The sequence below is a fragment of the Pseudomonas morbosilactucae genome, assembly GCF_023241715.1.
Lineage (GTDB): Bacteria > Pseudomonadota > Gammaproteobacteria > Pseudomonadales > Pseudomonadaceae > Aquipseudomonas > Aquipseudomonas morbosilactucae.
In genome coordinates this window covers 1-20,342 of sequence record NZ_JALQCW010000009.1, presented here as the reverse complement: position 1 = coordinate 20,342, position 20,342 = coordinate 1, and the positions used below count along the sequence as shown (strand labels likewise).

The following is a 20,342-nucleotide window of genomic DNA, read 5'->3' as shown; positions in this document are numbered from 1 at the left end:
CGCGGATGTGGCGTCAGGCTTGCAGGTAGCGCAGTACCGATTCGCAGATCATTTCCCGATGACGCTGCTTGATGCTCTCGTCGGGCAGGTCGATCTGGAAGATCTCGCCGAAGGTGTGGCGATTGGAGACTCGGTAGAAACAGAACGAGCTGATCAGCAAGTGCACATCCAGCGCGTCCAGCCCTGGCCGGAACACCCCATCATCAGCACCACGCCGGAGGATTTCACCCAAGGCGTCGAGGATGGTGTTGTTCATCGCCTTGATCACCCCGGACTGCTTCACGTACTCGCCCTTGTGGATGTTCTCGATGCTGACGATCCGCACGAAATCGACGTTGAGGTCGTGGTGATCGAAGGTGAACTCCACCAACCGGCGAATGGCCTCGCGGGGTTCGAGTTCCGCCAGGTGCAGGCGGCTCTCGGTGCTGCGGATGTCGCCGTAGAGCTTCTCCAGCACTTCGACGTAGAGCTGTTCCTTGCTGCCGAAGTAGTAATAGATCATGCGCTTGGAGGTATGGATGCGCTCGGCGATGGCATCCACCCGAGCGCCGGACAGCCCCTGCTGGACGAACTCGACAATGGCCTCTTGAAGAATGTTCTCGCGGGTCTTTTCGGGGTTGTTCTTGCGGCTCTTGCGCGGCTCGACGACAGGCTCATCGGGCGCAATGGGGAGTTGGTCAGTCATTGTCATTATGGGCTCACGGCCATCGCTACATACGCGGGCGATTATGGGCCGCGTCACCCCGCGAAAGAAAGCCGGGAGGCGGCTATTTGACCGCCTCCCCTGGCAACCGCCTACAACTTCGCGTGGCGCAAGCCGCCGCTGCGGGACTTGGCCATGGCCGCCAGGCGCACCGCGACGTTGGCCGCGCCGTAACCCACATAACCATTCTTGCGCTGGATGATCTCGAAGAAGAAACGCCCCTCGAACGGTTCGGTGTAGACGTGGAACAGCTCACCGCCTTGCGCGTCACGGTCGTAGAGCACGTTGTAGTACGCCAGTTCGCTGAGGAACTCGTCGTCAAAATCAAACCGCGCGGCCAGGTCGTCGTAGTAGTTCAGCGGGATGTCCAGCAGCGGCACTCCGGCCTCTTTGGCGCGACTGACTTCGGCGAAGATGTCGTCGCAATCGAAGGCAATGTGGTGCACACCCGAGCCGCCGTAGCTGGACAGCGCGTGGGAGATCGCGGTCTTGTGGCTTTCAGAGATGTTCAGCGGCAGGCGAATGGTGCTGCAGCGGCTGCGCAGGGCCCGGCTTTTCACCAGGCCGTAAGGGTCGGGCAGCACCACTTCGTCATCGGCGGTGAAGTCCAGCAGGCTCTTGTAGAACAGCACCCAACTGTCGAGGCTGTCGGCCGGCAGGGCCATGGCCATGTGGTCGATGCGCTTGAGGCCGCCCTTGGCCACCACGCCCGGGTGCATGTTGAAGTCAGTGTCGTACAGGTGCTGGCCGCCCTTTTCCTGGTCCACCAGGTAGATCAGGCTGCCATCCAGCTCGCGTACGGCCGCCAGCTCCAGCTCATTGGGGCCGACCAGGCCACGGTAAGGCTGGCCCTTGTAGGCCACGGCACGTTCCAGGGCCTTGGCGCTGTCCTTGACCCGAATCGCCGTGGCACACACCGAAGGGCCATGGGATTCGAAGAAGCTGTGGGCAAAGGAATAGGGTTCGGAGTTTAGGATCAGGTTGATATCGCCTTGGCGCATCAGGCTGACGCTTTTCGAGCGGTGCTGCCCGGCCTTGGCAAAGCCCAGGCGCTCCAGCCAACTGCCGAGCTTGGCGCCCAGGGCTTCGTCCACGGCGAATTCAAGAAACTCGGTGCCGCCGTATTCGCTGGCTGGCGGCGGAGCAAACAGCAAGTCCGGGGTGGCCGGCACATGGCCTTCCTGCTGCAGGCGCTCGCGGGTCTTTTCTTCCAGGTACAGCAGGGAGCGCAGGCCGTCGGCGGCATTGGCCCGAGGCGGCGCGGCGCGGAAGCCGTCGTTGAAAATTTCCAGGGACAGCGGGCCGGTGTAGCCACTCTTGATGATCGGCGCCAGGAAGCCCGGCAAGTCGAACTCGCCCTGGCCCGGGAAGCAACGGAAATGCCGGCTCCACTCCAGTACGTCCATGGCCAGGATCGGCGCGTCGGCCATCTGCACGAAGAAGATCTTGTCGCCCGGAATATCGGCGATCGCCGCCGGGTCACCCTTGAGCGACAGGGTGTGGAAGCTGTCCAGCAACACCCCAAGGCTGGGGTGATCCGCCTGCCGCACGATGTCCCAGACTTGCTGGTAAGTGTTCACGTGGCGACCCCAGGCCAGGGCCTCATAACCGATGCGCAAGCCTCGCGCCCCGGCCCGCTCGGCCAGCAGGCGCAAATCGTCCACCAGGATCTGCTGGTCGCCCACGCTGTCGGCGGCGGCGTTGCTGCACACCAGCACCAGGTCGGTGCCCAGTTCCTGCATCAGGTCGAACTTGCGCTCCGCGCGTTCCAGATTGCGTGCCAGGCGGTCACGGCGGCAGCCTTCAAAATCACGAAACGGCTGGAACAGGGTGATCGCAATCCCCAGGTCCGCGCACATCTGTTTAATTTCTCGTGGGCTGCCGTCGTAGTAGAGAAGGTCGTTCTCGAAAATCTCCACGCCGTCGAAACCGGCGGCGGCAATGGCTTCGAGTTTTTCCGGCAGGGTACCGCTCAAGGAGACGGTGGCAATGGAACGCTGCATGTTTCAACTCCCGGTGATGGAGACAAGTCGGGCAGGACCTGAACAGCACGACTGTAGACCAAGTCGGTGACAGGTCTCACCTGCGGCAGGATAATGAGCGCCGCTTTATTATTGAGATGGGACGAATTATTGAGCTGGCCATTCTATACAGCAATTCATAGTGTACGAACCGGTTAGTTTTGTGTTCGATTATCGAACAAAATGCGGATTGGCGAATTGACGATTTTTCGTCCACTGCGCACCATCGTCAGCACATTGAGCCGGCCCACAAACCACCGGCTTCAATCACCCAAGACCCAGAACAGACCATAAAAATTTCAAAAATCGGGTACACCCTCATGCTTGCACTCCATATCCCGCATTGCTGCTTACCCATCCGCCTCGCGCCTGGCCCAGCCTCTATCGGCACCTTCGGTAAGGACGCTCTAAAGCCCCAGGGCTGAGCCGTACCTGCTCGCTGAACAGACCGTTTTCATCCCCGCAAGTACTTGCGCCGACGAAAGCACTCAGCCGATCAATCCTCGCCCTGTCTGCGGACCTACCGCTCACCTGACGATTGATCACGCGACCTAGAGTCCCGACGAGCTACCACTCGTCAGTCATTGAACGGATGGCACACATGATTCCTTCTCAAAGCTCCCGCATCGCCCCGAGCCTCGGCGCTGCAAACGGCGGCATCGGCGACAAGATCCGCGGCGCCATGGCCGTCGGCAAGACCCGCTGGGGCATGCTGGCCCTGGTGTTCTTCGCCACCACCCTGAACTACATCGACCGCGCCGCCCTGGGCGTAATGCAGCCGATCCTGGCCAAGGAAATGAGCTGGACGGCGATGGACTACGCCAACATCAACTTCTGGTTCCAGGTCGGCTACGCCATCGGCTTCGTGCTGCAGGGCCGCCTGATCGACCGGGTCGGGGTCAAGCGCGTGTTCTTCTTCGCGGTGCTGCTGTGGAGCCTGGCCACCGGCGCTCACGGCCTCGCCACCTCAGCCGTGGGCTTTATGGTCTGCCGCTTCATCCTCGGGCTGACCGAAGCGGCCAACTACCCGGCCTGTGTGAAAACCACACGCCTGTGGTTCCCGGCCGGTGAACGCGCTGTGGCCACCGGCATCTTCAACGCCGGCACCAACGTCGGCGCCATGTTCACGCCGATGCTGCTCCCGCTGATCCTGCACGTCTGGGGCTGGCAAGCCGCGTTCCTGTGCATGGCCTCCCTGGGCGCCGTCTGGCTGCTGTTCTGGGGCCTGAAGTACTTCAACCCGGAAGATCACCCAAGCGTCAAACAGTCGGAACTGGACTACATCCAGCAAGAAGTCGAACCTGAGCAGGCTCGCGTGCCGTTCTCTCGCATCCTGCGCATGCGTGGTACCTGGGCCTTCGCCCTGGCCTATGCCATCACCGCTCCGGTGTTCTGGTTCTACCTGTACTGGCTGCCACCGTTCCTCAACCAGCAGTACAACCTGGGCATCAACGTGACCCAGATGGGCATCCCGCTGATCATCATCTACCTGACCGCCGACTTCGGCAGCGTCGGTGGCGGCATCCTCTCGTCGTTCCTGATCGGCCGTGGCCTCAACCCGATCAAGGCCCGCCTGGTCTCCATGTTCCTGTTCGCCTGCTGCATCATCGGCGTGATCATGGCAGCCGGTACCTCCAGCCTGTGGCTGGCAGTGTTCGCCATCTCCCTGGGGATCGGCGCGCACCAGGCCTGGACCGCCAATATCTGGAGCCTGGTGATGGACTACACGCCCAAGCACATGATGAGTACGGTGTTCGGTTTCGGCGGTATGTGCGCAGCCATCGGCGGCATGTTCATGACCCAGATCGTCGGCCACATCCTCACCGTCACCAACAACAACTACACCGTGTTGTTCACCCTGATTCCGGCCATGTACTTCATTGCCCTGATCTGGATGTACTTCATGGCCCCCCGCAAGATTCCGCACGTAGAAGACTGATGCTCCCTTCACGCAGGCCCGTTTCGGGCCTGCGTTTTTTTATCTGTCCCCCCTCCCCCTTTTGTTTTTCCACACTCGGAGACCGTCCCATGACGCTGGGTAACCTGAGCATCGCCAAACGCGCCGTGATCAGCTTCGGCGTGATTGCCCTGCTGGTCCTGCTGCAGGGGCTGTTCGCCCTCAAGCAAGTGGCCGAGGTCCGCGCCACCGGCCAGCACACCGAAAACATTTCCCTGCCCAGTACCCGTTACCTGGGGGAAGTGCGCGACTACGTGTTGAGCATCCGCGTGCTAAGCCTGCGCATGGCCCTCAACCGCGAGCCGAAAGTGCTGGAAGGCACCATTGCCCGCCTGCACCAGGTGCAAGCCTGGCTCGACCAGGCCCTGGCCAAGTTCGCGCCGCTGGTGGGCGATCACAACCGGGTGCAATACGAGAAATTCCTCACCACGGTGAAGAGCTACCAACAGGCCCTGGCCCAGTACGAAGCCCTGTCCCAGGACAACCGCAGCGCCGAGATGACCGCCCTGCTCAACGGCAAGATCCAGGATTACTCGACCCAGACCGGCGACCAGTTCGCCGAACTGATGAACCTCACCGCCGAGGAAGTCAGCCAGTCGGCGCAACACGCCGATGCGCTTTACACCCAGGTCAAAGTCACGGTGATCGGCGCTCTGCTGGCCGTCGCCCTGCTGACCCTGTGCCTGGCCTGGCTGCTGATTCGCAGCATCGTCGTGCCTATCCGTCAGGCCGTGGGCGTGGCCGAGCAAGTGGCCGCCGGCGATCTCAGCCAGCCGATCCACAGCCAGGGCAGTGATGAAACTGCGCGCCTGCTCAAGGCCCTGGCCAGCATGCAGACCAGCCTGCGCGAAACCCTGCAACTGATCAGCAGCACCTCGACCCAACTGGCCGCCGCCGCGCAACAGATGAGCCAGAGCACCCATCAGGACTCCAGCCGCCTGCAGCAGCAACACAACGAAATCGAGCAAGCGGCGACAGCGGTCAACGAGATGACCGTGGCCGTCGAAGAAGTGGCGCGCAACGCCGTGTCCACCTCCGACACCACCCGCCAGTCCACCGCCCAGGCCACCCAGGGGCAGGCCCGGGTGATCGAGACCCTGGATTCGATCCAGGCCATGAGCAGCGATGTCGGCACGGCCCTGCAGCAAGTGCAGACCCTGGCCGAGCAGTCACGGGAAATCGGCAAGGTGCTGGACGTGATCCGCGCCATTGCCGAACAGACCAACCTGCTGGCCCTGAACGCCGCCATCGAGGCCGCGCGGGCTGGGGAAGCCGGCCGTGGCTTTGCCGTGGTGGCCGATGAAGTGCGGGCCCTGGCCCATCGCACCCAGCAGTCGACCCAGGAAATCGAGCAGATGATCGGCCGGGTCCAGGGCGACACCGACAGCGTGGTGCAGTCCATGCACGGCAACAGTCACCGGGTGGCCCAGACCCTGTCCATCGCCGAACAGGCCGGGCTGGCCCTGGGGGAAATCACCCGGGCCATGGAGCAGATCCACGAGCGCAACCTGGTGATCGCCAGTGCCTCGGAAGAGCAGGCTCAAGTGGCCCGTGAAGTGGACCGCAACCTGCTGAACATCCGCGACCTGTCCCTGGAAAGCGCCGACGCCGCCACCCGCACCAACGCCACCAGCCAGGAGCTGTCGCACTTAGCAGCGGGGCTGCAGAACCTGGTGGTGCGCTTCCGTTTCTGAGCCGTCTCAGCGGCGGCGTTGCTGCCAGGCCGCCGCCAGCCCACTGAGGCAGATCACTGCGATACCCACTTGGGTAATCGCATCCGGCGTGTGGTTGAACAGCAACCAGCCCAGCAGCCCGGCAAAGACAATCTGGCAATAACCGAAAGGCGCCAGCAGGGCCGGCGCCGCCAGGCGAAAGGCCTGGGTCAGGAACAAATGGGCGGTCATCCCACACGCTCCCAGCGCCAGCATCAACACCCCGTGGCCAATACTCGGAATCTGCCAGAAGAACGGCACCAGGGCACTCATCAGCAGGGTGTTGCACAGCCCGGCGAAAAAGTTGCTGGTGGTCGGGCTGTCATGCTCGGCCAGCTTGCGGGTCAGCAGTTGATAGAAACAGAAGAACAGCGCCGAGCAGAACGGCAGCAGCACCGCCGGAGTGAACAAATCACCCCCGGGGTGCACCACGATCAGCACCCCGACAAACCCGCAGATCACCGCCAGCCATTGGCCCCGCGTCACCTGCTCGCCCAACAGCGGCACCGACAGCGCCGTGACCAGCACCGGCGCCAGGAAGTTGACCGCCGTTGCCTCCGCCAGGGGAATGAACATCAGCGCCGAGGTGAACAACAGGCTGGTGCTGAGCAAGCACAAGGCCCGCGCCACCTGGAGCAACGGCCGCTTGGTGCGCAACACCCGTAAGCCGGACTGGGGCAGGAAGATCCCGGCCATCAGCAAGGTGTGCACCAGGTAACGAGCCCAGACCACCATGACGATGGGGTAGAAACCCGAGAGGTATTTGGACAGCGCGTCGTGACTGGAAAACAAGAAGGTCGCCACGACCACCAGGAGAATGCCCTTCAAGGGCTGATTGACACCGGAAAGAGGTGTACTGACGGTCATGGGGCTTCCTTGTTGTTTCTCGGTCGGTTCAAACAGCGATAGACCCTTGAACGTGATCAGGCCATCTGGATGCTCGCCAATAATGCCCGTGTTTTGTCGAGAGCGGTTTGTGCCCGCTGCAAGGCACTCACACCCTGTTGCAACAATTGCACTGTGGGGATTTCCAGGCTCAGGGGCAAATCGGCTGGCAAACAATGCAAAAGCCCCGCCAGATCACAATCGCCGTCCCCGGGGAAACGCCGCTCGTTACGCGCCTGACGGAGGATTTCCTGCATGTCCGCAGGCCGCGGGCCGGCCACATCGCACAACTGGGCGTAACGCAGGCGCGCCGGGTCGACCGGGCCAGATCCTCCAGGCTCGACGCCGAACGATCGAAATGAAAGGCATCCACCAGCACACAGCCGTTGTCACGCCCGGCATGCTTGACCACCCGCAGCGCTCGCTCAAGGTTGGGCGCATCGGTCCAGGGCATGAACTCCAGGTGCGGGTGTAAACCGTAGCCGGCAGCCAGGTCGCACAGGGCAGCGAAGTGGTCGGTCATGCGCGCCTCGTCGGCATCGTTGCCCGCCACCAGCAACTCACTGGCGCCGAACTCTGCACCCACCGCGAGGATGGCCTCGAAATCCGCCACCCGAGTCTCAGGCTTGAGGCGCAGGATTTCCACATCCAGCACCCGGACGCCGGTGTCCCGCAGGCGCGCCATGGTTTGCCGGCGCAACTCGGCATCGGCCACCAAGGGGAAGTGATGTTCTTCCGCGGTGGCCGGCACCAGGCGCAGGCCCACATGGCTGTAACCGGCGCGCGCGGCAACCTCGACTATGTCCGGCGGGGACAACTCCAGCACCGTCAGGCTGGCCAGGGAAAAAATACGTTCGCTCATCGCTCTCACTCAATCAGGGCCGGCGCACAGGCACGGCCGGTCTGGGCGGCCTCGCGGATCGCTTCGACCAGGGCCAGGGTACGGGCAGCATCGGCAGCGCTGACCAACGGCAGCACCTCGCGCCGCGCCACTTTGATGAAATGCTGCAACTGCAAGCGCAAGGCTTCGTCGCGGCTGAAACTTTCCTGCACATTCAGCAACGGCTGGTGCCAGCCGGCGCCCGCTTCGGCGTAATGCCAGCGCTTGAGCTGAGGGATGCTCAAGGCGCCGCCGGTACCGGCCAGCAAGTAGCACGGTTGATCGGCCTGCCGCGGGTACACCGGGTTCTCGCCGGAGTCCAGCTCCCAACTCCAGGGCGCCGCCACCGCATCGGAACCGGTGAGGCTGCCCAAGGCGCCGCTGTCGAACTGCAGCAATACCGCGGCGCAATCCTCATTGGCAAAGCCGCGCACCGCGTTGCTGGTGATGGCCTGGACCTGGCGCACCTCGCCACACAGGTGGCGCAGCAGGTCGAGGTCGTGGATCAAGTTGGTCAGGAGCATCCCGGCCCCCGCCTCCCGGCGCCAGGGGATGTCGAAATAATTGTCGGGTTTCTGCAACTGCCAGAGGGCGGTGACCGTTGTCAGTCGACCCAGGGCCCCGCTGTGCACCAGTTCGTGGGCCCGGGCAATCAGCGGGTTGTGTCGCCGATGGTGGCCCACCAGCACCGGCACCCCGGTGAGTTTCGAGGCACCCACCAGCTCACGCACCTCGTCCAGATGCACGCCAACCGGTTTCTCCAGCAGCACCGGCACCCCGGCCGCTAGGCAATCCAGGGCAGTGCTTACGTGCAAGGTATTGGGGTTGGCGATGATCACCGCGTCCGGGCGCGCCTGCGCCAACATGGCCGAGTGATCGGCAAAGTAAGGAGCATCCCATTGCCCAGCCAGCTCCGCCGCTTGAGAGCCAGGGTCGGCAACGGCACAGAGCTGGGCTTCGGGAAGGGTCTTGAGGTGTTGATAGTGCTGCTGCCCCATGTTACCGGCGCCAATCAGGGCAATGCGCAGTGGCGAATTCAAAGCAAAATCCTCTTGTGATTGTTATCAGGATGCTGGATTTACAATATTTAGAACCCAGTTCCAATTTCCCACAAGAGACAAAGAAAATACTGTCCGATCAGCGCACAACTTTGCACGCTGAGCGGCCATCGACACTCCAAGTCAGGTCATCAGCTAAAGAGTTCGGAGGCCTGGCTGGCAGCGGACAGTTCTTCGGCGAAGCTCAGCAACAGCGGCGCCAACTCATGCAGGCGCGCTTGGGGCAGCCGGGCACTGGGCCCTGCGACGCTGAGCACGCCCACCACCCGACGATCCAACGGATGACGCACCACCGCGGCAATCGCCGAGGTGCCCACCGCCGAACTTTCCTCGACCCAGGCATAGCCCTGCTCCCGGGCCAGGCGCAGCCGCTCCAGCAATTCGATGTTGGAACGCGGGGCGTTGGGCCCCAGGCCTTCGGCAATCGCCACGTCCTGGCGCTCCACCAGGGACAGGGCCTCGGCATCGCTCAGGGTCGCCAGCCAGGCATGCCCGGAAGCGGTATAGAACAACGGCGCCTCGCGCCCCATGTCCGGGTCGTAACGCAGGCCGGAGCGCGCGCCCTGCGACTTGGCGATCCAGGTCTGACGCTCACCCTCGATCACCCCCAGGCGCACCAGCTCACCGGTTTCCTGGGCCAGCCGGTCAAGCACCGGCTGCACGATATCGGCACCGCTGCTGGCCAGGTAACGGAACCCCATCGCCACCAGCTTGGTCGACAACTGATAACGCAGGTTGTCTGGGTTCTGCCGCACATAGCCCAGGCGCACCAGCTCGGCCAACAAGCGATGGGTCGCGCTCTTGGGGATGCCCAACTGCTCTGCCAGGGTCTGCATGGGCAGCCCGCGAGGGTCCTGGGTGAGGTGTTCGAGAACACTGAGCACGCGTTCGATTTGACTGCCGGCCATGGAGGGATCCACACGAAATTTGGCCGATTCTAGAGGCAACCGGCGCAATCGGATAGCTCAGGCGCCCGGTTCGATTACCGCCCAGAAAAACCTCGACACAGGATTATCCAAGGCCGCTCGCCTTGCTGGGTGATACACCGCCCCGTATATTTTTTTGGAATCAAGTTCCGGAACAGTCTTGTTACCTGCCCCCCGCTGAAGGAGATCGATCATGCCCCATCCGGCTCATAGCCCGGTTCTGACTCACCACGGCCTGCACATGCCGAAACTCGGCCTCGGCACCTGGCCCATGCTGGGCGACGAATGCACCCGCGCCGTAGAACAAGCCCTGGAACTGGGTTACCGGCACATCGACACCGCCCAGGCCTACAACAATGAAGACGCCGTGGGCCGCGCCCTCGGCAACACCGCCGTGCCACGGGAACAGATCCACGTCACCACCAAAGTCTGGTGGGACCAACTGCAACCCGACGCCATGCGCCATTCCCTGGAGCGCAGCCTGAAAGCCCTGGGCAGCGACTACGTCGACCTGTTCCACATCCATTGGCCGACCCAAGGCTGGGACCTGGAGCGCAGCATCGAGACCCTGGTGTCGTTCAAGGAACAAGGGCTGGCGCGGCATATCGGCGTGGCCAACTTCCCGCTGCCGCTGTTGCGCAAGGTGGTGGAAGAACTGGGGGCGCCGCTGTCGGCGATTCAAGTGGAGTACCACGTGCTGCTGGGGCAGAACGCCCTGCTCGGTTACGCCCGCGAACATGACTTGGCGCTCACCGCCTACTCGCCGCTGGCCCGCAACAAAGTCTCCGAGGTGCCACAAATCCAGGCGATTGCCGCCAAGCACGGCGTGCTGCCGACCCAAGTGGCCTTGAAATGGCTGCTGGATCAGGACAACGTCTCGGCCATTCCCAAGGCCAGCAGCCAGGCCAACCAACTGGCTAACCTTGCGGCCCTGGAGTTGGTGCTGGATGACGAGGACCGGGCCGTCATTGCTGCGCTGCCGAAGAATCAGCGCCTGGTAAGCCCGGACTTCGCCCCAGTCTGGGATGCCTTCGACCGCTAGGTGGCCGATGCTCCCACGTCGATGGCTCGACGTGGGAGCAGGCCAGGCTCAGAAGTCGAAGAACACCGTCTCGCCTTCGCCCTGGATGCGGATATCAAAACGGTAGGCGCGCTGGCCATCCACCTCGCATGACTGGGCCAGCAGGGTTTCACGACGCTGTGGCTGCTCAATCAGATTCAACACCGGGCACGCGGCGTTGGCCTCGGGCTCATCGGCGAAATACAGCCGCGTGTGCAGGTGGATATTGATCCCCCGGGCAAACAGCGACAGGTTGATGTGCGGCGCCATGGGCACGCCTGCGGCATTTTTCACCACGCCCGGTTTGACCGTGTTCAGGGTCCACTCACCGGCATCGAAGGTGGTGGCGGTACGGCCAAAGCTATTGAAGGGCTTTTCCGAATCGAACACCGGGTCGTAGAGCCCTTCGTGGTTCGCCTGCCAGACCTCCAGGAACGAGTCGCGCACCAAGTGGCCGTTACCGTCGAAGACCCGACCGATCAGCACGATGCGCTCCCCCGGTGCGTCAGGCTTGGCCATCTGGTTCCAGATTTCGTCCGCGCGGGTCGGGTTGCCGGCGGCCGCCAGGGCCAGGCCGATGTGTACATAAGGGCCGGCCGTCTGCGAAGGGGTTTCAGGTAGCAATTGGATAGGCATGGCAGGCTCCTCAGCAGTTCTCGAAATGGGTCTTGCGCTGGCCGCGCAGCACGATGTCGAAGCGATAGGCCAGGCAGTCCATCGGGTTGGCGCTGCCCATGTCCAGGCGCGCGATCAGGCTCTGCACCGCGTCCGGGTTGGCAATCGACTTGACGATCGGGCACAGCGGAATCAGCGGGTCGCCCTCGAAATACAGCTGAGTGATCAGCTTGGTGGCAATCGACGGGCCGCTGATGGAGAAGTGGATATGGGCCGGACGCCAGTCATTGGGGCCGTTGCGCCATGGATAGGGCCCGGGCTTGATGGTGCGGAAGCTGTAATAGCCGTCACGGTCGGTCAGGGCCCGACCGACGCCGCCGAAGTTCGGGTCCAGGGGCGCCAGGTAACGGTCGTTCTTGTGCCGGTAGCGGCCGCCGGCGTTGGCTTGCCACATCTCCACCAGGGTATGGGGAATCGGTTTGCCGTACTGGTCGCAGACCCGCCCGGAAACGATGATCCGCTCGCCCACTGGCAGACCGCCGTTGTTGAAGTTGAGCAGCAGGTCGTTGTCAAAACGCCCGGTCTTGAGGTGGGAAAAATCTGGGCCGGTGGTTTCACTGATCGACTGCGGAATGCTCACCAGGGCCTGGCGCGGGGAGCGGGCCACTGAAGTCTTGTAGTCGGGGGTCAGGGCTTTGGGGTGCCAGTTGCGATCACGGATAACGAAACGACTGTTGTCTGCATCAGACATGTCGGTCTCCTGTTGTTGGATTTATGGAGCTGCCGGGGCAGTTTCAAACAACAGGACGCCGCAGAACATTGAAAAGCCGCCTTTTATCCATAACTAAATAGTTATGGATAAAGCCCCTCTCGATAGGCCTGCCCCACCTCACGCAGCACCTCGACACAGCCTTGCGCGGCCAGGGACAAAGGCAGGCTGGCATTGCTGGAGATGCCCACCGAGCCGCCCGGCTCCCGCAGGCCGAGGTCAATCTCTCGCAGGTCGCCATGGCCCAGGTCCAGGCGCACCGCGTCCAGCGGGGCAATCCACAGGGCGTCACTGGACAGGGCATAACGCCGGCTCAGGGCCACCGACAAGGTTTCCAGGCGCTGCTGGGGCTGACGGATACCGCACTGCACAAACAGGCTGTCGGCAAACTTGCGAATGGTGGTGCCGGCGAGCGGCAGCACCAGTGGATAACGTTCCAGGGCCTCACGCTCCAGCGGCCCGTCGAACAGCGGATGCCCAGGCCGCGCCACCAGGGTCATGGACTCGCTGTACAGGTGCTCGAAACTCAGGCCCTGGATCTCCGGGCTTTCGGTCATGCGTCCCACCACCAGGTCCACATCGCCCACGCGCAGTTGCGACAGCAGGTAGGCGCTGGGCCCTGTGACCACGCTGACCACCAGCGCCGAATGCCGCTGATGCAGGCGCCGCACCACCTCGGGCAACAGCAGGCTTTCGGCGGTGGAAAGCACCCCGAGACGCACCACCCCGGCGGCGTAATCGCCGCCGCGCAAGGTGTTGACCCCTTCGCGCAGAGCCTGCACCGACGGCCCGGCGTAATGCATGAAGGCCCGCCCGGCCTCCGTCAGGCTGAGCCCGGCCTTGCTGCGGGTGAACAGCGCCGTGTCCAGCAGTTGCTCCAGTTCCTTGAGGGTTTTCGACATGGCCGGCTGGCTCACCGCGAGCACGTCCGCCGCCCGTGCCAGGCTGCCCTGGCGGGCCATTTCAAGAAAACACACGAGGTGACGGAATTTGATGCGGGTGTCGATGTTCAATAGTGAGCCCCGAAGGTGTCGCGACAGAATCGATACGGCGGTGGGCAATGGTAACGTGCGCGCAAAACCCTGACGACCGGACTGGCGTCGCCCCCACTCACCAGCAACACTGATCAGCACAAAAAACGAGGATTCCCCCATGCTTTGGAAAAAAGGCCGGCGCAGCGACAACGTGGTGGATGCTCGCGATGACAGCGGCGGGGGCGGAGGCGGCATGCGTTTCGGCGGCGGAAAGGGCCTGAGCCTGACCGCCATCCTGCTGATCGTCGGCATTGGCTGGATCACCGGCCAGGACCCGATGCAGATCCTCGGGCAGTTGGCCGGGCAGATGGAACAGACCTCGGCCCCGGCCACCCCCCAGGCGCGCAAGGCTCCCCCGGCGAACGACGAGCAGGCGGAGTTCGTGCGCGCCATCCTCGGCGACACCGAAGACACCTGGGGCCAGATTTTCCAACAGGCCGGGCGCCAGTATCAGCAGCCCAAGCTCATCCTGTTCCGCGGCCGGGTCAACTCCGCCTGCGGCGCCGCCAGTTCGGCCACCGGCCCCTTCTACTGCCCGGCCGACCAGCAGGTGTACCTTGACATGGACTTCTTCCGGGAAATGGCCCAGCGCTTTTCCGCCGCCGGTGACTTCGCCCAGGCCTACGTGATTGCCCATGAAATCGGCCACCACGTGCAGACCCTGCTGGGTGTCTCAGCCAAGGTCCAGGCGGCGCGGCAACAGGGTCGGCCGATGCAAGGCGACGGCGGCTTACTGGTGCGCCAGGAACTGCAGGCCGACTGCCTGGCGGGGGTCTGGGCCTACCACGCGCAGAAACGCCTTAACTGGCTGGAACCCGGGGATGTGGAAGAAGCCCTGAACGCGGCCAACGCCATCGGTGACGACCGCCTGCAACAGCAAGGCCAGGGCCGTGTCGTGCCTGACTCCTTTACCCATGGCACCTCGGCGCAGCGGGTGCGCTGGTTCAAGACCGGCTTTGCCCAGGGCCAGGTCGGCCAGTGCGACACCTTTGCCGCCAAGAGCCTGTAGGTGCGTCGGCTACTGGCAACCTGGCTGTGCCTGGGCTGCCTCGGCGCCCAGGCTGCGGAACACGGGGTCAAGGTCATCAGCCCCGAACGCCTGGCCGTGGACGGCGGACAACTGGCCCTGGGCCTGAGCCAGGACTGGCGCCAGCCATTGCCCGAGGTGCAACGGGCGCTGATCATCGTTCACGGGCGGCTGCGCAATGCCCAGACCTACCTGCACAGCGGCGAGCGCGCCGCCGAGCAGGCCGGACAGCGCGCCACGACCCTGGTGATCGCTCCGCAGTTGCTCAATCAGGACGACATCGCCCGCCATCATTTGCCCGACGCCCTACTGCGCTGGAAGGGCAATGACTGGATGGCCGGCGCCCCGTCCAGCGGCCCCGTCACCTTGAGCTCCTACGCCGCGCTGGATGCCATCCTCCAACGCCTCAGCGATCGCAAACGCTACCCGGCACTCAAGCAGGTGGTGATTGCCGGGCACTCCGGTGGTGCCCAAGTGGTGCAGCGATATGCCCTGCTCACCGGCGAGCATGCCGAGCTGAAACAGGCCGGGATCGGTCTGCGCTACGTGATTGCCAATCCGTCGTCCTATGCCTACTTCGATGCCTGGCGGCCGATGCAGATCGTCAAGGACAGCTGCCCGGGCTTAAACGACTGGAAATACGGCCTGCAGAAGCTTCCGGCCTACGCTGCCGGGCACAGCGGCCGCGAGCTGGAACAACGCTATGTGCAGCGCGACATCACTTACCTGCTAGGGCAGCAAGACATCGACCCGCAGCACCCGGCACTGGACAAGGGCTGCGCCGCCGAGGCCCAGGGCGCCTATCGGCTGATTCGCGGGCACAACTACTTCGACTACCTCCGGCAGCGTCACCCGCAGGGGCTGATGCAACGCGTGGTGGAGGTGCCCGGGGTAGGGCATGACGGCGACAAGATGCTCACCTCGCCCGAAGGCCAGGCGGCACTTTTCCACTAGGCAGGAGCCGGCTTGCTGGCGAAAGCCCTCAAGCCAACAGCCATTCCCGCAACTGGGCACAATCCCGCGCATGCCAATCGGTCAGTTCCGGCCACGGATTATCCGGCAGGTTCACCAGCACCGTGCGCGTCCCGGCGGCGCGGCCACAGTCCAGGTCAAAGCGGTAGTCGCCCACCATGACCATGGCCTCAGGCGCCACTTGCCAGGCTTCGGCCAGCTTCAACAGCCCGCCCGGATGGGGCTTGGGCGGTGCCTCATCGCGCCCCAGCACATCCTCCACGGCAAAGCAGTCCGCCAGGCCGATGGCCTCCAGGGTCACATGGGCCAGCTCCCGCGCATTGCGGGTAAGAATGCCCAGGCGATAACCGCGCCCCGCCAACTCACGCACCAGCTCCACGGCACCCGGTGCCGGGCGCGAACCCAGGGCCAGGTCGCGTTCATGCTCCAGCAGCCAGGCGTGCTTGGCCGCAGACTCATCGGCCGGCAACGCGGCCAGGTGGGTGAGGATGTCGTCTTGCGCGGGGATCGCCAGGGCTTGGCGAATCGCCGCAAAATCATGCACGGCCACGGTCAGGGTGCCGTCCATGTCGAACACCCAATGCCGAACGCCTGAGAGGCTCATGCCCAATCCTTGCGATGGCGAATCAGGCCTTCCTGGGTCACCGAGGCGACCAGTTGCCCGGCTCGGTTGAACACGCTGCCCCGGGAAAACCCGCGGGAATTGCCGGCCCAGGGGCTGTCCATGGCGTACAGCAACCAGTCATCGGCACGCAGGTCGGCGTGGAACCACAGGGCGTGGTCCAGGCTGGCGACCTGCATGTCTTTCTGCCACACCGACTTGCCGTGGGGCAGCATCGAGGTGGTCAGCAGGCCGAAGTCCGAGGCGTAGGCCAACAGGTATTTGTGCAGTGCCGGGATGTCCGCCAGGGCGCCGTCTGCGCGGAACCAGACGTACTTCACCGGATCCATCGGCTGCGGGTTGTAGGGGTCTTTTTCGGTGACCGGGCGCACTTCGATGGGCTTGGGGCACAGCAGTTTTTCGCGCATGTGCTGAGGAATCAGGTGCGCACGCTGCTGGGTCAGTTCCAGCTCCGAGGGCAGGTTCTCCGGGCCGACCACCTCGGGCATGCTGCTCTGGTGTTCGAAGCCCTCTTCGTCGTACTGGAACGACGCGCTGCAGGTGAAGATCGGGTTGCCCTTCTGGATTGCCGTGACCCGGCGCGTGCTGAAGCTGCCACCGTCGCGGACCCGGTCCACTTGGTAGACCACCGGCAACGCGGCGTCCCCGGGGCGCAGGAAGTAACCATGCATGGAGTGCACATGCCGCGCCGCTTCAACGGTCTGGCTGGCGGCGGACAAGGACTGGCCGAGCACCTGGCCACCGAACAGCTGGCGGAAACCCAGGTCCTGGCTACGACCGCGGAACAGGTTTTCTTCGATCGCTTCCAGGGTCAACAGGTCGACCAGATCATCCAACACATGGCTCATTCAGACTCTCCTCACACAGAGCAATACCGCGCAGTCTTGGCTGCGGCGGTCAATTCAGTAGGCTGCTGCAAATAATCGGCACATTCTAAACGTGCCCGCCGGCTATCCATGCAAGGTTTCCAACCATTGTTCACGGGTGATGCGGTACAGCACGTGCCCGCGCAGCGGATGGTCGCCCGCCAGCGCAGGGTGGTCGAAATCGTCTTCGGGGGCCGGCTGCATGCCGATGGCCTGCATGACTTTCTGCGACGGCAGGTTGCTGCGGCTGGTGAACGCCACGATCTCTTGCAGGCTCAAGCGATCGAAACCGCAACGCAGCACCGTCCAGGCCGCCTCACTGGCGTAGCCCAGCCCCCAATGCTCCTTGGCCAGGCGCCAGCCAATTTCCACCGCGGGGGTAAAAGACGCCTCGAAGCCCACCACGCCCAGGCCGGTGAAACCGATAAAGGCCCCGGTGTCCTTGCGTTCCAGGGCCCAGAGACCAAAGCCGTGCTCGGCAAAATGCCCGCGCACGCGGCCGATCAGCGCGGCACTTTCCAGGCGGCTCAACGGCGCCGGAAAATAGCGCATGACCTGGGGATCGGCGCACATCGCCGCAAACTCCGCCAAATCGTCGTCATGCCATTGCCGCAACACCAGGCGTGCACTTTCGAGTTGCAGTATTGGCTCCATCGGTCCCCCTCCGTTCCCATGGGAGCCAGTCTACATCGCTGGTAGGATCCTTCACGGGTTCCTCTAAGAAAATGCCATGTCCTTGCCGCTGATTTACCACGATGACTACAGCCCCGAATTCCCTGCGGACCATCGCTTCCCCATGGACAAGTTCCGCTTGCTGCGCGATCACCTGGTGGCCAGCGGCCTGACCCGTGACGCCGACCTGCTGCGCCCGCAGCTGTGCCCGGCCGACGTGCTGGCCCTGGCCCACGACCCGAGTTACATCGAACGCTACATGAGCGGCGAGTTGTCCCGGGAAGACCAGCGGCGCCTCGGCCTGCCCTGGAGCGAAGCCCTGGCCCGACGCACCGTGCGTGCGGTGGGTGGCTCGTTGCTGGCCGCCGAACAAGCCCTGGAACACGGCCTGGCCTGCCATTTGGCGGGGGGCACCCACCACGCCCACTACGACTACCCGGCGGGGTTCTGCATCTTCAATGACCTGGCGGTGATCAGCCATTACTTGCTCGCCAGCGGCCGGGTCAGCCGAGTGCTGATCTTCGACTGCGACGTGCATCAGGGCGACGGTACCGCGCGGATTCTGCAACACACGCCAGACGCGGTGACCGTGTCGCTGCACTGTGAAAAGAACTTCCCCGCGCGCAAGGCCAGCAGCGACTGGGACATCCCCTTGCCCATGGGCATGGGCGACGCCGATTACCTGAAGGTGGTGGACGACGCCCTCAACTACCTGCTGCCGCTGTACCAGCCGGACCTGGTCCTCTACGACGCCGGTGTGGACGTGCACCAGGACGACGCCCTGGGTTACCTCAAGCTCACCGATGCCGGTGTGGCCGAGCGCGACGAGCGGGTCATGCGCCATTGCCTGGGCCGGGATATCCCCGTGGTAGGGGTAATCGGCGGTGGCTACAGCAAGGACCGCCAGGCCCTGGCGCGGCGCCACGGCATCCTCCACCACAGCGCCCAACGGGTGTGGCAGTCATCAGGCTGTCATTGAAGCGTGCTGACGTTACCCACAATGCCTGTGGAACCGCCTGTGGATAACCTGAGCGAAAGCCCCTACAGGCCAGGCTGATCAAGGCCCACAGGAGCATGGTTGTTTTTTGATCAGCACTGTAGAGCGACGACAGCGGGGCATCCTCGGGTAGAATGCGCGGCTTATTCCGCCGACACCGCCCCTTTGCCATGACTCGATCCAGCCCTGCCCTTTCCCATCACGTCGTTATTATCGGTGGCGGCCCCGCAGGCTTGATGGCGGCCGAGGTGCTGAGCCTGGCCGGGGTTCGGGTCGAACTGTACGACGGCATGCCATCGGTGGGCCGCAAGTTCCTCCTGGCCGGGGTCGGCGGCATGAACATCACCCACTCCGAAGCCTACCCGGCCTTCCTTTCCCGTTACGCCGAACGGGCGCCGCAAATGGCCCCGCTGCTGCGGGAGTTTGGCGCCGAGGCCCTGTGCCAATGGATTCACGACCTGGGCATCGAGACCTTTGTCGGCAGTTCCGGCCGGGTGTTCCCCACCGACATGAAAGCCGCGCCGCTGTTGCGCGCCTGGCTCAAACGCCTGCGGGACGCCGGCGTGGTGATTCACACTCGCCATCGCTGGCTGGGCTGGCAGGCCGATGGCAGCCTGCGCTTCCAACATCCCGAGGGCGAATGCGCGGTACAGGCGGATGCCGTGATCCTGGCCCTGGGCGGTGGCAGTTGGGCACGCCTGGGCTCCGACGGCGCCTGGATGCCAGTGCTGGCAGAACGTGGCGTCGAGTTGGCGCCGTTGCAGCCGAGCAACTGCGGTTTCGAGGGGACGGGCTGGAGCGAACTGTTACGCAGCAAGTTCGCCGGCGCGCCGCTGAAAAACGTCGCCATCGGTCTCAACGACGATGTGCCACGCCTGGGTGAATGTGTGATCACCGCCGGCGGTGTCGAAGGCAGCCTGATCTATGCCCTGTCGGCATCGATTCGTGAGGCGATCCGGCAACACGGCCAGGCGACGATTCATATCGACCTGCTGCCCGGCAAGCCACGGGACAAGGTCCAGGCGGCCCTGGCCAAGCCGCGCGGTTCACGCTCAATGGCCAAGCACCTGCACAGCCAGTTGGGGATCGACGGGGTGAAAGCGGCGTTGTTGCGCGAACTGACGCCAGCGCAGACCTTCAATGACCCGGTCCAGTTGGCGGCGTCGATCAAGGCGCTGCCCTTGACGCTGGTCAGTACGCGACCACTGGACGAAGCCATCAGCAGCGCCGGCGGCGTGCCGTTCGAAGCGCTGGATGAGCAACTGATGCTCAAGCAATGCCCCGGAGTGTTCTGCGCCGGGGAAATGCTCGACTGGGAAGCCCCCACCGGCGGCTACCTGCTGACGGCCTGCTTTGCCAGCGGACGCCGGGCCGGATTGGGGATGTTGGAGTGGGTGAGGGGTAGGCGTTGAGCTGCAAGCTGCAAGCTGCAAGCTTGCAAGCTGCAAGCTGCAAGTTTCAAGCGGCAAGCGGCAAGCGGCAAGCGGCAAGTTGAGCGCTGGAATATTTAGTGTGTAAACAACGGCAACAGGCCCAGTTCCATGAGTGTGCTGTTCGATGTTCGCC

18 protein-coding genes and 1 pseudogene are annotated in these 20,342 nt (G+C 63.8%); 7 read left to right on the top strand and 12 right to left on the bottom strand.

What is annotated here, in order from left to right; all coding sequences use genetic code 11:
- Window positions 1–13: 13 nt before the first annotated feature.
- Both M1B34_RS05825 and quiC read right to left on the bottom strand, forming a co-directional pair.
- On the bottom strand, window positions 14–691 hold the full coding sequence (locus tag M1B34_RS05825) for a TetR/AcrR family transcriptional regulator (RefSeq protein ID WP_268264641.1): 678 nt from the start codon (window positions 689–691) through the stop codon (window positions 14–16).
- Window positions 692–795: 104 nt separating this feature from the next.
- On the bottom strand, window positions 796–2,706 hold the full coding sequence (gene quiC, locus M1B34_RS05820) for a 3-dehydroshikimate dehydratase QuiC (RefSeq protein ID WP_268264640.1): 1,911 nt from the start codon (window positions 2,704–2,706) through the stop codon (window positions 796–798).
- Between the two features lie 619 nt (window positions 2,707–3,325).
- Here quiC and M1B34_RS05815 point away from each other — a divergent pair.
- Both M1B34_RS05815 and M1B34_RS34295 read left to right on the top strand, forming a co-directional pair.
- On the top strand, window positions 3,326–4,663 hold the full coding sequence (locus tag M1B34_RS05815) for an MFS transporter (protein ID WP_268264639.1): 1,338 nt from the start codon (window positions 3,326–3,328) through the stop codon (window positions 4,661–4,663).
- Between the two features lie 89 nt (window positions 4,664–4,752).
- On the top strand, window positions 4,753–6,375 hold the full coding sequence (locus M1B34_RS34295; RefSeq protein ID WP_268264638.1) for a methyl-accepting chemotaxis protein: 1,623 nt from the start codon (window positions 4,753–4,755) through the stop codon (window positions 6,373–6,375).
- Between the two features lie 6 nt (window positions 6,376–6,381).
- Here the strand turns inward: M1B34_RS34295 and M1B34_RS05805 are convergent, their stop codons facing one another.
- The 4 genes and pseudogenes from M1B34_RS05805 to M1B34_RS05790 form a co-directional block, all read right to left on the bottom strand.
- Window positions 6,382–7,260 (bottom strand): DMT family transporter, encoded by an 879-nt coding sequence (locus tag M1B34_RS05805; protein WP_268264637.1) that lies wholly within the window; start codon window positions 7,258–7,260, stop codon window positions 6,382–6,384.
- Window positions 7,261–7,316: 56 nt separating this feature from the next.
- Window positions 7,317–8,140: pseudogene (locus M1B34_RS05800) on the bottom strand (sugar phosphate isomerase/epimerase family protein).
- A gap of 5 nt (window positions 8,141–8,145) precedes the next feature.
- Window positions 8,146–9,198, bottom strand: coding sequence for a Gfo/Idh/MocA family protein (locus M1B34_RS05795; protein ID WP_268264636.1), 1,053 nt, complete (start codon window positions 9,196–9,198; stop codon window positions 8,146–8,148).
- Window positions 9,199–9,347: 149 nt separating this feature from the next.
- Entirely contained in the window at window positions 9,348–10,124 is a 777-nt protein-coding gene (locus M1B34_RS05790) for an IclR family transcriptional regulator (protein ID WP_123334775.1), read from the bottom strand.
- A 211-nt stretch (window positions 10,125–10,335) separates the two neighbouring features.
- Here M1B34_RS05790 and M1B34_RS05785 point away from each other — a divergent pair, with 211 nt between their 5' ends.
- A complete protein-coding gene (locus M1B34_RS05785) occupies window positions 10,336–11,184 on the top strand; it encodes an aldo/keto reductase (protein WP_268264635.1) in 849 nt (282 codons plus the stop codon).
- Window positions 11,185–11,232: 48 nt separating this feature from the next.
- Here M1B34_RS05785 and pcaG read toward each other — a convergent pair whose 3' ends face one another.
- The 3 genes from pcaG to pcaQ all read right to left on the bottom strand — a co-directional run bounded on the left by pcaG (window position 11,233) and on the right by pcaQ (window position 13,599).
- Window positions 11,233–11,838: a protocatechuate 3,4-dioxygenase subunit alpha gene (gene pcaG, locus M1B34_RS05780; protein ID WP_268264634.1), complete on the bottom strand. Its 606-nt coding sequence runs from the start codon at window positions 11,836–11,838 to the stop codon at window positions 11,233–11,235.
- Window positions 11,839–11,848: 10 nt separating this feature from the next.
- On the bottom strand, window positions 11,849–12,568 hold the full coding sequence (gene pcaH / locus M1B34_RS05775; protein ID WP_123334769.1) for a protocatechuate 3,4-dioxygenase subunit beta: 720 nt from the start codon (window positions 12,566–12,568) through the stop codon (window positions 11,849–11,851).
- A gap of 101 nt (window positions 12,569–12,669) precedes the next feature.
- Window positions 12,670–13,599 carry a pca operon transcription factor PcaQ gene (gene pcaQ / locus M1B34_RS05770; protein WP_123334767.1) on the bottom strand — a complete coding sequence of 310 codons (930 nt, stop codon included), beginning with the start codon at window positions 13,597–13,599 and terminating at the stop codon, window positions 12,670–12,672.
- A 139-nt stretch (window positions 13,600–13,738) separates the two neighbouring features.
- Here pcaQ and ypfJ point away from each other — a divergent pair, with 139 nt between their 5' ends.
- Window positions 13,739–14,629: a KPN_02809 family neutral zinc metallopeptidase gene (ypfJ, locus tag M1B34_RS05765; protein WP_123334765.1), complete on the top strand. Its 891-nt coding sequence runs from the start codon at window positions 13,739–13,741 to the stop codon at window positions 14,627–14,629.
- Window positions 14,630–15,601 (top strand): alpha/beta hydrolase, encoded by a 972-nt coding sequence (locus M1B34_RS05760; RefSeq protein WP_268264633.1) that lies wholly within the window; start codon window positions 14,630–14,632, stop codon window positions 15,599–15,601.
- Window positions 15,602–15,629: 28 nt separating this feature from the next.
- Here M1B34_RS05760 and M1B34_RS05755 read toward each other — a convergent pair whose 3' ends face one another.
- From M1B34_RS05755 to M1B34_RS05745, 3 genes are all read right to left on the bottom strand, one after another.
- Window positions 15,630–16,223: an HAD family hydrolase gene (locus M1B34_RS05755; protein ID WP_123334761.1), complete on the bottom strand. Its 594-nt coding sequence runs from the start codon at window positions 16,221–16,223 to the stop codon at window positions 15,630–15,632.
- Entirely contained in the window at window positions 16,220–17,089 is an 870-nt protein-coding gene (gene tesB, locus M1B34_RS05750) for an acyl-CoA thioesterase II (protein WP_123334759.1), read from the bottom strand. Before tesB ends, M1B34_RS05755 begins: the two co-directional genes overlap by 4 nt.
- 102 nt (window positions 17,090–17,191) lie before the next feature.
- Complete coding sequence (locus M1B34_RS05745; protein WP_123334757.1) at window positions 17,192–17,761, bottom strand: GNAT family N-acetyltransferase; 570 nt, start codon at window positions 17,759–17,761, stop codon at window positions 17,192–17,194.
- A 76-nt stretch (window positions 17,762–17,837) separates the two neighbouring features.
- Between M1B34_RS05745 and M1B34_RS05740 the strand changes: the two genes are divergently transcribed.
- Together M1B34_RS05740 and M1B34_RS05735 are read left to right on the top strand one after the other, a co-directional pair.
- Window positions 17,838–18,758 carry a histone deacetylase family protein gene (locus tag M1B34_RS05740; RefSeq protein ID WP_123334755.1) on the top strand — a complete coding sequence of 307 codons (921 nt, stop codon included), beginning with the start codon at window positions 17,838–17,840 and terminating at the stop codon, window positions 18,756–18,758.
- Window positions 18,759–18,946: 188 nt separating this feature from the next.
- Window positions 18,947–20,188, top strand: coding sequence for a TIGR03862 family flavoprotein (locus tag M1B34_RS05735; RefSeq protein WP_268261954.1), 1,242 nt, complete (start codon window positions 18,947–18,949; stop codon window positions 20,186–20,188).
- Window positions 20,189–20,342 lie beyond the last annotated feature (154 nt).

Coding starts and splice junctions, on each gene's coding strand:
- M1B34_RS05805 (WP_268264637.1), bottom strand. CDS start 7,260: ATGACCGTCAGTACACCTCTTTCCGGTGTCAATCAGCCCTTGAAGGGC.
- M1B34_RS05825 (WP_268264641.1), bottom strand. CDS start 691: ATGACAATGACTGACCAACTCCCCATTGCGCCCGATGAGCCTGTCGTC.
- tesB (WP_123334759.1), bottom strand. CDS start 17,089: ATGAGCCATGTGTTGGATGATCTGGTCGACCTGTTGACCCTGGAAGCG.
- M1B34_RS05745 (WP_123334757.1), bottom strand. CDS start 17,761: ATGGAGCCAATACTGCAACTCGAAAGTGCACGCCTGGTGTTGCGGCAA.
- M1B34_RS05740 (WP_123334755.1), top strand. CDS start 17,838: ATGTCCTTGCCGCTGATTTACCACGATGACTACAGCCCCGAATTCCCT.
- pcaG (WP_268264634.1), bottom strand. CDS start 11,838: ATGCCTATCCAATTGCTACCTGAAACCCCTTCGCAGACGGCCGGCCCT.
- M1B34_RS05785 (WP_268264635.1), top strand. CDS start 10,336: ATGCCCCATCCGGCTCATAGCCCGGTTCTGACTCACCACGGCCTGCAC.
- M1B34_RS34295 (WP_268264638.1), top strand. CDS start 4,753: ATGACGCTGGGTAACCTGAGCATCGCCAAACGCGCCGTGATCAGCTTC.
- ypfJ (WP_123334765.1), top strand. CDS start 13,739: ATGCTTTGGAAAAAAGGCCGGCGCAGCGACAACGTGGTGGATGCTCGC.
- M1B34_RS05755 (WP_123334761.1), bottom strand. CDS start 16,223: ATGAGCCTCTCAGGCGTTCGGCATTGGGTGTTCGACATGGACGGCACC.
- pcaH (WP_123334769.1), bottom strand. CDS start 12,568: ATGTCTGATGCAGACAACAGTCGTTTCGTTATCCGTGATCGCAACTGG.
- M1B34_RS05790 (WP_123334775.1), bottom strand. CDS start 10,124: ATGGCCGGCAGTCAAATCGAACGCGTGCTCAGTGTTCTCGAACACCTC.
- quiC (WP_268264640.1), bottom strand. CDS start 2,706: ATGCAGCGTTCCATTGCCACCGTCTCCTTGAGCGGTACCCTGCCGGAA.
- M1B34_RS05815 (WP_268264639.1), top strand. CDS start 3,326: ATGATTCCTTCTCAAAGCTCCCGCATCGCCCCGAGCCTCGGCGCTGCA.
- M1B34_RS05735 (WP_268261954.1), top strand. CDS start 18,947: ATGACTCGATCCAGCCCTGCCCTTTCCCATCACGTCGTTATTATCGGT.